Genomic DNA, 13,475 nt, shown 5'->3' with positions numbered 1-13,475 from the left:
CTCCCGATCCGGAAAGCAGGTCCCTCCGTGGTGAGTTCGCAGGTCCCCGTGATCGATCTCGGCCCGTGGCGCTCCGGCGGGCCCGAGGCGCGCCGACAGGTCGCCTCCCGCGTCGACGAGGCGCTCCAGGCGGCCGGGTTCCTGCTGGTGACCGGGCACGGAGTGGACCCGGAGCTGCCGGGGCGGATCCGGGAGGCGGCGCGGACCTTCTTCCGGCTCCCGGCCGCCGCCAAGGCCCCGTACGCCGTCCCGGTCGGCGGCCGCGGCTGGCTCGGCCCGGGCGCCGAGGCCAACAGCTACGCGGAGGGCGCGGCCTCCCCGCCCGACCTCAAGGAGTCCTGGTCCTTCGCGGCGGAGGAGCCGACCGGGATCACCTCGGTGGACGCCGAATGGTTCCGGCCGAACGTGTGGCCGGCCGAAGTGCCCGCGCTGCGCGGGCCGGTGACGGAGTACCTGGCCGCGATGCGGGCCCTCTCCGACGAGCTGCTGGAGCTGCTGGCGGCCGCGCTCGGCCTGGACACGGACCATTTCACCCGGCACACCCGCCACCCCACCTGGGGGTTCAACGTTCACCGGCGCGGCGGAGGTGGAGGACTTCCTTGAATCGAGGGTGCGGAGCGCCGGAGCCCGCTAAAGTCGCCGGTGACTTCAGCGACAACCAAGTTGGAGTCGCTGAGGTGCAGCATGACTTGAGCGAGTCCTGTACTTGCTCCGGCGGCCGGGAGGGTCGTCGCCGGACAGGCATGACCTGTCAAACCCGCCGGGGCGACCTAGGGGGGAGTCTCCCGGTGTCAGCCGGGAGAGAGCTTCAAGAGTGCGATCCGCACACCTGCGGAGAGTCGGTACCAGTGCCCGTCGGCCGGATCACACACGAGAGCCGGTCGACTCGCACGCCTACCTGAGGGCGCACGGCACCAGACTCCCGAGCCTCCGGCCGGCCACCTGCTCCCTGATCCGGCCCGACGGGCAAGACACCCCCTGCGCGGTATCCGATTACCCGATGCCGGGTGCGTTCGGCAGGATGGGAGCCATGACCGAGATCCGTACCCCCCGCCTCCTCCTCCGCCGCTGGTCCGAGGACGACCTCGTCCCCCTGTCGGAGATCAACGCCGACCCCGAGGTGATGCGCTGGATCGGCGACGGCGAGACCCTCGACCTGGAGGAGACCGCCGAGACCATCGAGCGGTGGGAGGACGAGTGGGACGAGGAGGGCTTCGGGATCTTCGCCGTGGAGCTGCTGGCCTCCGGCGAGCTGATCGGAGCCGTGGGGCTCTCCATGCCGTGGTGGCTGCCCGAGGTCCTGCCGGCGGCGGAGATCACCTGGCGGCTCGGCCGCTCCTACTGGGGCCAGGGCTACGGCTCCGAGGCGGCGCACGCCACCCTGGAGTTCGCCCTCCAGGACCGGGGGCTCGACCGGGTCGTCGCCATCAACCGGGCGGGCAACGACGAGTCCGAGAACGTGATCCGCAAGCTGGGCATGACCGCCGAGAAGGACATCAACCACCCGGAGACCGGCGCGCTCCTCAACCTCCACGGCATCGACCTCACGGAGTACGAGGGCTGAGCCGCCACCCTGCCCGCCCCGGCCCGGCGCGTCCCCGCATCGACCGATCGGCCGACCCCGCTGTCGGCCGCCGGGCCGAGCGGCCGGGCGGCCCGGCGAGGTGAGGATGGGTACGGGGGAGCGGGCGCACCACCGGCCCCGCCCCCGGAACCGAGAGGGGCCACGCCCATGCCGCAGCACGACCGCCCGCACCCGCGCCGCCGCGTACGGGGAACCCGTACCGCCCTCGCGGCCCTCGCCGGAGCACTGCTGCTGGGGGCCTGCTCCACCCCCGACGCGCCGCCGGCCGCCGCCCCCGCGGCCTCCCCGCTCCCGACGGCGGCGACCACCCCGGGCGGCACCCTCCTGGTCGCCGACTTCGGCGCCGACACCGTCACCTTCGTGGACCCGGAGCGCGGCGCGGTCGGCTCGGTTCCGGTCGGCAGGGCCCCGTACGGCCTGGTGGTCGGAGCGGACGGCCGCGCCTGGGTGGCCACCGCCGAGGGGGTAGCCGTCGTGGACACGCGGACGCGGACCCGGCTGGCCCGGATCCCGTACCGGACCACCGGCACCGGGCCCGTGACCGGCGGCGAGTACCGGGGCGGCGGCATGGGCATCGCGCTCTCGCCCGACGGCGCGCACGCGTACGTCGGGGTCAACGTGCCCGGCGCCACCGGCGTCCTGGAGGTCGTCGACACGGCGAAGACCGAGGTCACCGCGGTGGTCCCGGTGGGCCGGCGGCCCTTCGACGTGGACGTCTCGCGCGACGGCTCGGAGGTGTACGTCACCGGCCACGACTCCTTCGACGTCACCGTCGTGCCCGTCGGAACCGGCGGACCCGGTGAAGGCGCAGCCCCGATGCGTCCGCGCCGCATCGAGGTCGCCCCGTACGGGACCGAGGGCGGCCTCGCCTCCTGGCTGAAACCGCACTACGCCGTCGTCCGCCCGTCGGACGGGATGCTGCTGCTCCCCTTCGAGGGCGAGCGCCTCGCGGTGGTGGATCCGCGGACGGGCCGCACCACGGTGGAGGAACTGACCGCCGACACCCACCAGCACGGCGCCGCGGTCACGGCGGACGGCCGGCTGCTGGTGGTCGGCACGGGGGCGGTGGAACCGGGCAAGGGCAAGGGGCCCTCCCTCACCGTCCGTTCCCCGGACGGATCGGAGCGGGTGTTCCCGCTGGACGGGCCGCACGAGGACGCGGCCGTGTCCCGGGACGGGCGGACGGCCTACGTCACCGGGGGCTACACCCGCGACGGCTACTGGAACGGCATCACGGTCGTGGACCTCGACAGCGGGGACAGCCGCCGGCTCGCGGCAGGATCGCGCCCCCTGGGCATCGCGGTCCTGGGATGAGCGGCGTCAGCCCGCGCAGGTGTCCAGCATGGCGGAGAGCGTCTTCTTCTCGGGCTCGGTGACGGTCAGGCCGTACGCGGACTTGACCGTGGTCCAGGCCCGCCCGTACTGGCACCAGGCCGCCTTGGACGGCGGCTGCCACAGGTCGGGGCTCTGGTCGCCCTTCGAACGGTTCGAGGAGGCGGTCACCGCGATCAGTTGAGGGTGCGTCAGATCGTTCGCGAAGGCCTTGCGCTTCGCGGCGTCCCAGCCGGCCGCGCCGGAGCGCCAGCCCTCGGCGAGGGGCACCATGTGTTATCCGTACCCACGTCTGAGCGTCATCGACATCAGCCACAGGCGCCTCCCGGCCCGTGTCCATCCTGTCAGCGTCGCGTTATCCGGTACAGCGGTGAGTGCCGCTGACATCGACGGCAGGGCGGGAGGGGCGTTGGCAACCAGCCAGCGAGTGAGGATTGACGAGGGATCGACGTGGACGGTCCTCGCGGACGACTTCGGCGTTGCAGGGCCGGTGGAGCAGTACTTGGAGTATCTGCGCTCGGTCGACTGCTCGCCCAACACGATCAAGACGTACGCGCGGGGACTGGCACTGTGGTGGTCCTTCCTGGAACGGCGATCGCAGGCATGGGACGCGATCGGCGTGACTGAGCTTGGTTCCTTTGTGGGTCAGTTGCGTCGTCGGGCAGTGGCGGCAGAGGTCGTCGTGATCGGAAGGCGGGAACGGGCGGCCGATGCGACGGTGGCGAGCCGGGTCCGAGCGGTCATGGGCTTCTACCGCTACCACGCTGCATGCGGGGTCGAGGTCGCGGACCGGCTGTACGAGACGGTCCACAGACGGCCGGGCGGCTATCTGCCGTTCCTGGAGCACGTGGCGCGCAAACACGGCCGGCGTTCGAGCGTGGTGAAGGTCCGGGTCCATGCGAAGCCGGTACCGGTCCTGCTTCCCGGACAGATGACCGCACTCCGCGACGCGGAGGCGTCCTGGGACGCCGGTGTGTGCGTCTGGTCCGGCGAGCTGCGTTACCGGTTGCTGTGGACGCTGCTGGAGGAGACCGGCATGCGGCTCGGCGAGGCCCTCGGGCTGCGTCACCGGGACTGGAAGACCGGCACGGGCTCGACCGCCCAGATCGAGGTCGTCCACCAGACGGATCACCCTCACGGTATGCGGGCCAAGAGCGGCTACCGGCGGATCTTCATCGGCTCCGCCCTGGACCGCCTGTACGGCGACTGGGTGTGGGCGCTGTGCGAGGCGGGTGCCGACGTCGAGCTGGACGACTGGGACAACGCGTACATCTTCTGCAATCTGTATCGGGGCCGGCGCTTTGCCCCCTTGAGGCCCGAGAGCGTCTACAAGCATCTGGGTGCGAGGAAGAAGCAACTCCCTTCACTTCCAGAGGAGATGACGCCGCACTGGTACCGCCATACACACGCCACAGCGCTGCTGCTGGCGGGCGTCCCCGTGCACGTGGTCAGCCGGCGGCTCGGGCACTCCGACGTGCAGACCACGATCAACACGTACGCCCACGTGACCGAGGACGCAGAGCTCAGGGCCTGCGCGGACTGGCAGAAGATCACGCAGTCCTGGGGAGGATTGGAATGAAGGCCGAGCTGGCCCTCGTCCCGACGCAGGGTGCGAAAGAGATCCGGAGCGAGCGGCCGGATGGTCGGAAGACCCAGGACAAGCGCGACCCGCGGCTGCCGATCGCCGACCTCTTCACAGAGGAACGCGCCCGACAGCTATGGGAGAGCCTTCCTGACGAGCACAGGCAGAACCACTTCGACTCCTCCAACATGCCCGACGACTACCGCCGGGCCTTCGTAGAACATGTGCACAACAGGGAGAAGGGATGGTCCACCCAGGCGATCACCTTCGCCGGCCTCCCCGAGCCGATGATCTGGGAACTCGCCTGGTTCGTGGACCAGCAGGTGAGGGACGGATACGCCATCAACCCCGCAAGGTTCAACCGGCTCCGCCGGGGACTGGCCCTGGCCCTGGAACACGGTGGCCCGCAAGCCCGGTCCGCACAGTCGATCACGGCCCTCTCCAACGAACAGTGGGCCGAGGAAGTACGCGCCGCCGCAGTACGCACGAGCCTGCCCTCCGGAGAGAACATCGCGACCCTCGTTCTGCACAGCGTGAAGCACATCCAGGACCGGCTGGCCTACGCCTACCACGATGGCGAGTGGTGGCGGCTGAACCTCTGGAATCCCACGCTGGACGTGAGAATCCCGCAGCGAGAACACGAACCCAGCGGCCGGCACGTCGCCAATTTCGCGCACCTGACCACGGACTGGCTGAGGGAAGCGGTGAAGTGGTGGCTGTCGGTGCAGCTCCTGACCGAGCAGTACGTCTGGTCCTCGGTGAAGAGCCGCATGGACACCATGAAGCGATTCCAGTGGTACATCGACAAGGCCGGATGCACCGGACCGCAGCTCGTCCACTCTCCCGAACAGCTGAGGACGTGGGTTCGCGGCTTCGTTGACCACCTCAACAGCCACTCAACGCTTTCCGGCGTCAACAAAGGCGGAAAGCTCGCCAAGAACAGCCGCCGCTCCGCCCTGGTCACGGTCGAGGCGTTCTACCGTTGGATGTACGACAACCGCACCGAAGCGGTCTCAGTGCTCGCAGACCCGCGGTGGGGAAGGCTCGACTCGACCTACAGCGTGCTGTTCCGGCTGGACGACAAGCCCAGGAGCACCAACCAGATGCCAGAGGACATGGCTCTGGAGGACGAGGCGATCAGCCAGATCGCCGCCGGGTCCGGCCTCCTGGCGGCGCCGAAGAATGAAGGCGGCCTGGACGACCGGCAGGCATTCCACGCGCTGATGCTGCTGATCCGCACCGGGCGGCGGATGAACGAGGTCCTGATGATGGACTTCGACCCGCTCCTCCCGCTCGCCACGACTGGCCCGCAGGAGGGTGCGGACGGGGCCGGATTCGTCGCCCGACTCAAGTACCAGCAGACGAAGATCACTGGCGGCGCACCCCCGACCATCCCGGTCGACCAGGAGATCGTGGACATCATCCGCGTTCAGCAGGAGTGGGCGCGTGAGTTCATCGCGTCGCAAGGAGCACCGGAGGGCACGGATCCTCCCTACCTCTTCCTGCAGACCCGGCAGAACCGGCTCGGCCTGCGGCCCTACGCATCGGCAACCCTCCACCACAGACTTGGCAACCTGACGAAGATGCTGGCGATCACCGACAGCGTGGGCCGCCCCGTGGGGGTGTCCAAGACCCACACCTTCCGGCACACCCGCGCGACCGACCTGATCAACGCCGGAGTTCCGATCCACGTCGTCATGCGCTACCTCGGGCACCTCAGCCCCAGCATGACCATGCACTATGCCAAGACCCTGTCCACCACCGCCGAACGCGAGTTCCTTCGCTACAAGAAGATCACCGCGGACGGGAGGACGGCGAGCATCGAACCGAGCGATCTCTACGACATGCTCCACCTCGATCAGCGCGCCGATCGGGTCCTCCCCAACGGCTGGTGCATGCTCCCTCCCCGACAAGTCTGTGCCAAGGGAAACGCCTGCCTGACCTGCGACAAGTTCGTCACCGACGCGAGCCATCGTGACGACCTCCAGCAGCAGCTGGCACAGACCGAGGTCTTGATCCGGAGCCGTCAGGCCCAGTTCACGGCCCGCCATGGCGAGCCAATGGGCGAGGACAACATCTGGCTGGCCGGGCGGCTCGCGGAGACCGGCGCGCTAACGAAGGTGCTCGTCGCCATCGACCAGATCGGCGTCCACGAGGATGGCCAATTCCGTGCCGTACGGGGTGCCGGCACCACCGACCGCCCCGACCACACCACGATCAAGCATGAGGAGTCCGCGTCATGACCGGATTGCCGGACCACCTCCGGAAGGCAACCCGATCCCGGAGTGAGGCAGCAGAACAGCGGTCTCGCACCGCGCTCTCACGACTCCTCAAGACCGGAAAGCCGATCAATTTCATCGCGGTTGCCCGCGCCGCCGATGTGAGCACGGACTTCCTCTACAAGCACCCGGAGCTGCGTGCTCTAATCGAGCGTCACCGTGCGAAGAGCGGAGGGACCGCCAGCTCTCTCCCGGAGCAGACCGCCGCCTCATCCACGTCGTCCGCAGTGAGGGCGTTGAGCGCGCGTCTCGCTCAGGAGCAGAGGGCTCATCGGGACGAAGTGGCGAAGCTCCGGAAGGCCCTGGAGATGGCGCAGGGCGAGAACCTCACGTTGCGCCGCAGGCTCGCCCACTACGAAGCGGACTGAACTGTCTGCCGCCCTCGAATTCCGGGGCGGGAATCGAAGCCGAGGACCGCCGACGAGGGGGAGAAGGCCGTGAGGCATGCACTGAACCTATGGCGTCAAGAACTTGGAGAGGTGCCCGAGTCGGTCTGGCAACAGACCGAGCTCCGCGTGCTAATCCTCGCGGACAACGGGCTCACGGTCCTCCCGCAGGACATCGGGCAGCTCCACCGACTGAACACCCTGGACCTGGGCCACAACGCGCTGACGTCGGTGCCCGACGAACTCGGCAAGCTGACCGAGCTCAACGACTGCCTTTACCTGCACGACAACCAGCTGTCACGGATTCCCGACTCTCTGGGAAACCTGACCCGGTTGCGTTACCTCAACGTCGGCGAGAACTCCCTCACCACCCTGCCGGAGACCATCGGTGGGATGACCGGCCTCATTGAGCTCAGGGCGCAGCACAACCGGCTCAGCACCTTGCCCGATGCCATCGGCCAGCTCCGCAACCTGCGTGAGTTGTGGCTCCGGGGGAACGCGATCGAGTACCTGCCGCCGTCGGCAGCCGAGTTGCACGAACTACGCCACCTGGACCTACGCGAGAACTCCCTGGCTGGGTTGCCGGAGTCCCTGGCTGGCCTCCCCCGACTGCGTCAGATCGACCTGCGGGGCAACCGCCTCGGCCAGTTGCCCGACTGGCTCACCCTAATGCCATCGCTGGAGAAGCTGGATCTGAGATGGAACGAGGTCGATCGCTCCCTACCGCTCCTCAGTGAGTTGGAGCGGCGGGGGTGCGTCGTCTTGACGTGACCGAGACGACACCACCTCTCGAGGCAGACGCCATTGGCCGCATGTGCTGTCGTCTGAGGCCAATTCAGAACAGAGAAGTGCTTGTCGTGAACGGTATGTCGGCGACGCTCTGAGCAGGCCAGTTGTAACTTCACACCGTCGCGGGTGCAGATACCATGTGGTCGATGTCCACCTTCGAGGCCTCGGTGACCACCACCTCGTCGTACAGGCTCTTCCACGTGCCGGACACGGCCTTGCACTGGGAGTCCCGGGTGATGTTCGCGCCGTCCCGCTGGAGGACGACCTCGCGGGTGTCGCACTTGTCGCCCTGCTCCGCCCAGTGCGTGAACTTGTCCCGGCCGTACCCGGACATGGTCCCCGGCGGTGCCACCCTCAGCGCGGCCAACTGGGTACGGGCCACGGCGGCGCCGACCATGCCGGGGAGCACGTCGCCGGAGGGCGGCTTCCCGTCGGCGGGAGCCGGGGTGGCGGCGGGGGAGGAGGAGACGGTGGAGGGGGCGGTTCCGCCCGGCTTCGCATCGTCGCCGGGATCCGCGCCGGCCCCGCTCCCCACGCCGGAACATCCGGCGGCGGCCAGCAGCAGCACGGCCGCCAGTACCGCACCGGGCACACGTATCTGACGCCCCATGACCCCACCCCGAACCCCGCCGCACACTGTGTCGCGGGAAGCCTACCCATGCCGGACGGGACCCGAAGCCAGGCCCGTTGGCCCGGCGGGCGGCGAACGCCTCCCGGACTCAGGCTCCGTGGGCGCGCAGCCATGCCTCCAGGACGGCGAAGTCGGCGTTCCCGAGCCCGGCCCGGGGATCGACGCGGTGGAGCAGGGCCGGGCCGGGGTGGTGGGCGCGGACCCACCGACGGTCCGCGTCGCCGATCTCGTCGTCGGCCCAGGCGAACGCCCGGCCCGCCGCCCGGGCGACGAGGCCGGCGGTCTTCCAGTGCACCGCGCCCGTGCCGTCCGCGTCGGAGGGCTCGGGCCACTCCACCACCGGCAGGGCCGGCAGCCCTAGCCGCGGGGCGAGGCACTGGTTCGCGTCTTCGCCCCAGGTCGTGGCCCACGCCAGCTCGCACGGCAGCGCGGCGAGCCGGGGGCCGAGCGCCGGATCGACCCGGGGGAGGAGGGGGTGGCCGCCGGACGCGTCGGCCGTGCCCGGAGCCTCGTAGACCGGGTGCCCGTGCGGGGAGCCGAAGGGGATGAGCGGGCCGTCGACATCGAGGAAGAGGATAGGGCGGCGGGCGCACGGGGGCTCCGGGCGGGCGGGGTCCGTGTTCATGCGGCCCATGGGATCACGGGTGCGGCGGCTTCCGGGAGCTGCCGGAGGCTCCAAGCATTGCTTGGGGATGTCATAAGTGCGGGTTATGGGGTCATAACCTAGGGGTGGGTGCCGGGTTAGGCTGCCCTTAGCTTAGGGTTCCCCTTGATCGAGTCTTTCGCCGTTCGAAGGGAACCCAGCCATGCCTCGCCCCCTGCGGGTAGCAATCGTCGGTGCCGGCCCCGCCGGCATCTACGCCGCCGACGCCCTGCTGAAGTCCGAGGCGGCCGCCGAGCCGGGTGTGTCCATCGACATCTTCGAGCGGATGCCGGCCCCCTTCGGCCTGATCCGCTACGGCGTCGCTCCCGACCACCCCCGCATCAAGGGCATCATCACCGCCCTGCACCAGGTGCTCGACAAGCCGCAGGTCCGCCTCTTCGGCAACGTCGACTACCCGAACGACATCAGCCTCGACGAGCTGCACTCCTTCTACGACGCCGTGGTCTTCTCCACCGGCGCCACCGCGGACCGCGCGCTCACCATCCCGGGCGTCGACCTCGACGGCTCCTACGGCGCCGCCGACTTCGTCTCCTGGTACGACGGCCACCCCGACGTGCCGCGCACCTGGCCGCTGGAGGCCGAGAAGGTCGCCGTCCTCGGCGTCGGCAACGTGGCCCTCGACGTGGCCCGGATCCTCGCCAAGACCGCCGACGAGCTGATGCCGACGGAGATCCCGGCGAACGTCTACGACGGCATCAAGGCCAACAAGGCCCTCGAGGTCCACGTCTTCGGCCGCCGCGGCCCCGCGCAGGCCAAGTTCAGCCCGATGGAGCTGCGCGAGCTGGACCACTCGCCGAACATCGAGGTCATCGTCAACCCCGAGGACATCGACTACGACGAGGGTTCGATCACCACCCGCCGCTCCAACAAGCAGGCGGACATGGTCGCCAAGACCCTGGAGAACTGGGCGATCCGCGACATAGGCGAGCGCCCGCACAAGCTCTTCCTGCACTTCTTCGAGTCGCCCACCGAGATCCTCGGCGAGGACGGTAAGGTCGTCGGGCTGCGAACCGAGCGCACCGAGCTCGACGGCACGGGCAACGTCAAGGGCACCGGCGCCTTCACCGACTGGGACGTCCAGTCCGTCTACCGCGCCGTCGGCTACCTCTCCGACGAGCTGCCCAAGCTGCCGTGGGACGTCGACTCCGGCACGGTTCCGGACGAGGGCGGCCGCGTCATCGAAGCAGGCGCGCACCTGGCGTCCACGTACGTCACCGGCTGGATCCGCCGCGGTCCCATCGGCCTGATCGGCCACACCAAGGGCGACGCGAACGAGACGGTCGCGAACCTGCTCGCCGACCACGCGGACGGCCGCCTGCTGACGCCGGCCGCTCCCGAGCCGGAGGCGGTCGAGACCTTCCTCGCGCAGAAGGAGGTCCGCTTCACGACGTGGGAGGGCTGGTACAAGCTCGACGCCGCCGAGAAGGCGCTGGGCGAGCCGCAGGGCCGCGAGCGCGTGAAGCTCGTCGAGCGCGAGGACATGCTCAAGGCGAGCGGGGCGTAGCCAGGTCCCCGTAGTACGGCCGGTCCCGCCGAGCGCGGGACCGGCCGTACGGCTGTACGGGGCGTGCGGGCGCTGCTTACGGAAGTCTGACGGGCGGGCGCGGACCCTGGCCGCCGGGGTGCCCGCAGGTGGTCGAATCGGCACGTGAGCAGAGCAGATCGGCACGCCGGCCCAGACCCAGACCCAGACCCAGACCCAGACCTCGCTCCCGACCCCGACGGCCGCGGTGCCCCCGTGGGCCGGCTGGTCCTCGGCATGGTGGGGCTCGGCGCCCTCGGCCTGGTCCTCGGCATGGTGGGGCTCGGCGCCCTCGGCCTGGTCCTCGGCATGGTGGGGCTCGGCGCCCTCGGCCTGGTCCTCGCGCCGCGGTTCCAGTCGGGGCTCGACGCCGTACTCGGCGCGGCCGCCGGAAAGGACCCCACCGGGCTCACCGGACTGCTGCCGGGCGGCGGCGGGTTCCGGTACTACTCGGTCGCCTCCTCGGTCCCCGAACGCGGCCCGGCCGACTACCGGCTGACCGTCGACGGCCTGGTCGAGCGCCCGGCCGCGTACACCCTCGACGCGCTACGGGCCCTGCCGCGACCCGGATCGTCCGCGACGTCCAGTGCGTGACGGGCTGGCGGGTCCCCGCGACCCCCTTCGCGGGCGTCCCGCTCTTCCGGCTGCTGGACGCCGCCGGGGTCCGCTTCACCTGTTTCGACTGCACGTACACCGATAGCCTCACGCTCCCGCAGGCCCGCCGCGAGGACGTCATGGTGGCCCTGAACATGCAGGACGAGCCGCTCAGCCACGCCCACGGCGGCCCGGCCCGGCCCCATGTAAACAAGTAGGCCTTCTACAAGTCGGCGAAATGGCTGTCGGGCATCACCCTCACCCGGGACGTCCAGCCCGGCTACTGGGAGGAACTCGGCTACGACATCGACGCCTGGGTCGGCAAGTCGAACGGACGCGACGATGCCCCGACCGTCTGAAGGTCCTGCCGGGCCTGCCGGATCGACGGGGCCGGCCGGGGAGACCGAGGCCGAACACCCCGCCCGGGTAGGCCGGTTCAGCCCCGCCGAACGGCTGGTCCACCTGATCACCGCCGGCCTGACGGGGGTGTGCCTGGCGAGCGCGGCCTGCCTCTACCTGCCGCCCCTGGCCGAACTCGTCGGCCGCCGCCACCTCGTGGTCACCGTCCACGAGTGGTCCGGGCTGCTGATCCCGGCCCCCGCCCTGCTGGGGCTCGGCTCCCGGGCCTTCCGCGGGGACCTGCACCGACTGAACCGCTTCGGCCCGCACGACCGCACCTGGCTGCGTTCCGCCCTGCGCCGCGACCGCCGGCCGGCCGCGCGCCCGGCGGGCAGGTTCACGCCGGGCAGAAGCTCTACGCGAGCTGGAGCGCCGGGGCCGCCCTGGTGATGCTCGGCACCGGCCTGCTGATGTGGTTCACCGGGCTGACCCCGCTGCCCTGACGGACCGGGGCCACCTTCGTCCACGACTGGCTGGCCCTCGCGCTGACCGCGGCCGTCGTGGGCCACGTCATGATGGCCCTCGGCGACCCGGAGGCCCGGCGCGGCATGCGCACGGGCTCGGTGGCCGCCGACTGGGCGCGGCGCGAGCACCCCCTGTGGCGCCCGCGGGGATCCTCCGCCCCGCGGGCGGTGCGCCCCACTCCGGCGACTCCGGCTACTCCGGCGGAACCGCCGCGTCCAGGGCGGCGGTGAGCCGCCGCAGGCGGTCCTGGAGCTCCTTGATCTCGCCGAGCTGGAAGCCGGTCGCGGCCGCGATGCGCCGGGGCACCTCGACGGCCTGGGCGCGCAGGGCCGTACCGGCCTCGGTGGGCCGTACGTGCACGGACCGCTCGTCCGCGGCGCTGCGCTCGCGCACGAGCAGGCCGGCCGCTTCCAGCCGCTTGAGGAGGGGGGAGAGGGTGCCCGAGTCGAGCCGCAGGTGCTGCCCGAGCTGTTTGACCGGCATCTCTCCGTGCTCCCACAGCACCAGCATCACCAGGTACTGGGGGTAGGTCAGGCCGAGGTCCTTCAGGATGACCCGGTAGAGCCCGCCGAAGGCGCGGTTCGCCGCGCCGAGGGCGAAGCAGATCTGGCCGTCGAGGCGCAGGAAGTCCTGGTCGGGGAGGGCGTCGGTCGGTTGCTCGGTCATGGGGGCAAGTGTACCCGGGGAGCCGTGTCGGCAACTAAATTGTGCACAACTTAATTGTGTGCCATATTGATGGGGCGGAGCCGTCGGTCGACGGCCCCGCCTCCGCCCCCTGAGAGGAACCCCCGAGATGGACGCGATCTACACCGCTGTCGCCACCGCCAACGGCCGCGAAGGCCGCGCCGTCAGCTCCGACGGCCAGATCGACCTGGCGCTGGCCATGCCGCCGGCCCTCGGCGGCAGCGGCCTGGGCACCAACCCCGAGCAGCTCTTCGCGGCCGGGTACGCCGCCTGCTTCGCCAGCGCCCTCGGGCTGGTCGGCCGCCAGGCCAAGGTCGACACCAGTGAGATCTCGGTGACCTCGGAGGTCTCCATCGGCAAGGACGGCGCCGGCTTCGGGCTGGCCGTCGTCCTGCGCGTGGAACTCCCGGACTCCCTGATGGGCGAGACCGGCACCCTGCTGGTCAAGCAGGCGCACGAGGTCTGCCCCTACTCCCGGGCCACGGGCGGCAACATCCCCGTCGAGCTCGTCGTCGAGTAGGAATCCCGGGCGCGGCCCGGACGAACGGGCCGCCGGAGCCGCC

12 protein-coding genes and 3 pseudogenes are annotated in these 13,475 nt (G+C 70.6%); 11 read left to right on the top strand and 4 right to left on the bottom strand.

The genetic code is table 11. The features are described 5' to 3' along the window. Positions 1-27 precede the first annotated feature (27 nt). The 3 genes from AC061S_RS09990 (at position 28) to AC061S_RS09980 (ending at position 2,899) form a co-directional block, all read left to right on the top strand. A complete protein-coding gene (locus tag AC061S_RS09990) occupies positions 28-603 on the top strand; it encodes a 2-oxoglutarate and iron-dependent oxygenase domain-containing protein (protein WP_478685494.1) in 576 nt (191 codons plus the stop codon). Between the two features lie 427 nt (positions 604-1,030). Then, a complete protein-coding gene (locus AC061S_RS09985; RefSeq protein ID WP_478685493.1) occupies positions 1,031-1,564 on the top strand; it encodes a GNAT family N-acetyltransferase in 534 nt (177 codons plus the stop codon). Positions 1,565-1,732: 168 nt separating this feature from the next. After that, the gene (locus AC061S_RS09980; protein ID WP_478685492.1) at positions 1,733-2,899 is read left to right on the top strand and encodes a hypothetical protein; all 1,167 of its coding nucleotides are present in this window, start codon (positions 1,733-1,735) and stop codon (positions 2,897-2,899) included. Between the two features lie 6 nt (positions 2,900-2,905). Here AC061S_RS09980 and AC061S_RS09975 read toward each other — a convergent pair. Beyond that, positions 2,906-3,193: pseudogene (locus tag AC061S_RS09975) on the bottom strand (hypothetical protein); the annotation flags it as partial. Between the two features lie 151 nt (positions 3,194-3,344). Between AC061S_RS09975 and AC061S_RS09970 the strand changes: the two are divergent. The 4 genes from AC061S_RS09970 to AC061S_RS09955 all read left to right on the top strand — a co-directional run bounded on the left by AC061S_RS09970 (position 3,345) and on the right by AC061S_RS09955 (position 7,935). Next, positions 3,345-4,496: a tyrosine-type recombinase/integrase gene (locus AC061S_RS09970; RefSeq protein ID WP_478685491.1), complete on the top strand. Its 1,152-nt coding sequence runs from the start codon at positions 3,345-3,347 to the stop codon at positions 4,494-4,496. After that, positions 4,493-6,742: a tyrosine-type recombinase/integrase gene (locus AC061S_RS09965; protein WP_478685490.1), complete on the top strand. Its 2,250-nt coding sequence runs from the start codon at positions 4,493-4,495 to the stop codon at positions 6,740-6,742. The genes AC061S_RS09970 and AC061S_RS09965 overlap by 4 nt, the downstream gene beginning before the upstream one ends. Beyond that, the gene (locus AC061S_RS09960) at positions 6,739-7,146 is read left to right on the top strand and encodes a DUF6262 family protein (RefSeq protein WP_478685489.1); all 408 of its coding nucleotides are present in this window, start codon (positions 6,739-6,741) and stop codon (positions 7,144-7,146) included. The genes AC061S_RS09965 and AC061S_RS09960 overlap by 4 nt, the downstream gene beginning before the upstream one ends. Positions 7,147-7,215: 69 nt before the next feature. Then, positions 7,216-7,935, top strand: coding sequence for a leucine-rich repeat domain-containing protein (locus tag AC061S_RS09955; protein WP_478685488.1), 720 nt, complete (start codon positions 7,216-7,218; stop codon positions 7,933-7,935). 130 nt (positions 7,936-8,065) lie between these two features. On the opposite strand, the gene AC061S_RS09950 is transcribed toward AC061S_RS09955, so the two are convergent. Together AC061S_RS09950 and AC061S_RS09945 are read right to left on the bottom strand one after the other, a co-directional pair. Further along, positions 8,066-8,563 (bottom strand): hypothetical protein, encoded by a 498-nt coding sequence (locus AC061S_RS09950; RefSeq protein WP_478685487.1) that lies wholly within the window; start codon positions 8,561-8,563, stop codon positions 8,066-8,068. A 109-nt stretch (positions 8,564-8,672) separates the two neighbouring features. After that, positions 8,673-9,209, bottom strand: a complete 537-nt coding sequence (locus AC061S_RS09945; RefSeq protein WP_478685486.1) for an HAD domain-containing protein — start codon at positions 9,207-9,209, stop codon at positions 8,673-8,675. A 181-nt stretch (positions 9,210-9,390) separates the two neighbouring features. Here AC061S_RS09945 and AC061S_RS09940 point away from each other — a divergent pair, with 181 nt between their 5' ends. From AC061S_RS09940 to AC061S_RS09930, 3 genes and pseudogenes are all read left to right on the top strand, one after another. Further along, complete coding sequence (locus AC061S_RS09940) at positions 9,391-10,752, top strand: FAD-dependent oxidoreductase (RefSeq protein WP_478685485.1); 1,362 nt, start codon at positions 9,391-9,393, stop codon at positions 10,750-10,752. A gap of 255 nt (positions 10,753-11,007) precedes the next feature. Next, positions 11,008-11,723 (top strand): annotated as a pseudogene (locus AC061S_RS09935) (molybdopterin-dependent oxidoreductase). Then, positions 11,707-12,458: pseudogene (locus AC061S_RS09930) on the top strand (cytochrome b/b6 domain-containing protein). The pseudogenes AC061S_RS09935 and AC061S_RS09930 overlap by 17 nt, the downstream one beginning before the upstream one ends. On the opposite strand, the gene AC061S_RS09925 reads toward AC061S_RS09930, so the two are convergent. Next, complete coding sequence (locus AC061S_RS09925) at positions 12,421-12,894, bottom strand: MarR family winged helix-turn-helix transcriptional regulator (protein ID WP_478685484.1); 474 nt, start codon at positions 12,892-12,894, stop codon at positions 12,421-12,423. The pseudogene AC061S_RS09930 and the gene AC061S_RS09925 sit on opposite strands and share 38 nt — an antisense overlap. A 127-nt stretch (positions 12,895-13,021) precedes the next feature. On the opposite strand from AC061S_RS09925, the gene AC061S_RS09920 reads away from it, so the two are divergent. Continuing rightward, a complete protein-coding gene (locus tag AC061S_RS09920; RefSeq protein WP_478685483.1) occupies positions 13,022-13,432 on the top strand; it encodes an organic hydroperoxide resistance protein in 411 nt (136 codons plus the stop codon). The last annotated feature ends 43 nt before the right edge of the window (positions 13,433-13,475 follow it).

The organism is Streptomyces sp. CA189, from assembly GCF_056428985.1.
Note: the sequence above shows the minus strand (reverse complement) of the source record. Positions and strands in the feature narration are given on the sequence as shown.

What these genes read in the sequence shown, in the direction of transcription:
- AC061S_RS09960 (WP_478685489.1), top strand. Translation starts at nt 6,739, where the DNA reads ATGACCGGATTGCCGGACCACCTCCGGAAGGCAACCCGATCCCGGAGT.
- AC061S_RS09940 (WP_478685485.1), top strand. Translation starts at nt 9,391, where the DNA reads ATGCCTCGCCCCCTGCGGGTAGCAATCGTCGGTGCCGGCCCCGCCGGC.
- AC061S_RS09980 (WP_478685492.1), top strand. Translation starts at nt 1,733, where the DNA reads ATGCCGCAGCACGACCGCCCGCACCCGCGCCGCCGCGTACGGGGAACC.
- AC061S_RS09965 (WP_478685490.1), top strand. Translation starts at nt 4,493, where the DNA reads ATGAAGGCCGAGCTGGCCCTCGTCCCGACGCAGGGTGCGAAAGAGATC.
- AC061S_RS09925 (WP_478685484.1), bottom strand. Translation starts at nt 12,894, where the DNA reads ATGACCGAGCAACCGACCGACGCCCTCCCCGACCAGGACTTCCTGCGC.
- AC061S_RS09950 (WP_478685487.1), bottom strand. Translation starts at nt 8,563, where the DNA reads ATGGGGCGTCAGATACGTGTGCCCGGTGCGGTACTGGCGGCCGTGCTG.
- AC061S_RS09920 (WP_478685483.1), top strand. Translation starts at nt 13,022, where the DNA reads ATGGACGCGATCTACACCGCTGTCGCCACCGCCAACGGCCGCGAAGGC.
- AC061S_RS09985 (WP_478685493.1), top strand. Translation starts at nt 1,031, where the DNA reads ATGACCGAGATCCGTACCCCCCGCCTCCTCCTCCGCCGCTGGTCCGAG.
- AC061S_RS09945 (WP_478685486.1), bottom strand. Translation starts at nt 9,209, where the DNA reads ATGAACACGGACCCCGCCCGCCCGGAGCCCCCGTGCGCCCGCCGCCCT.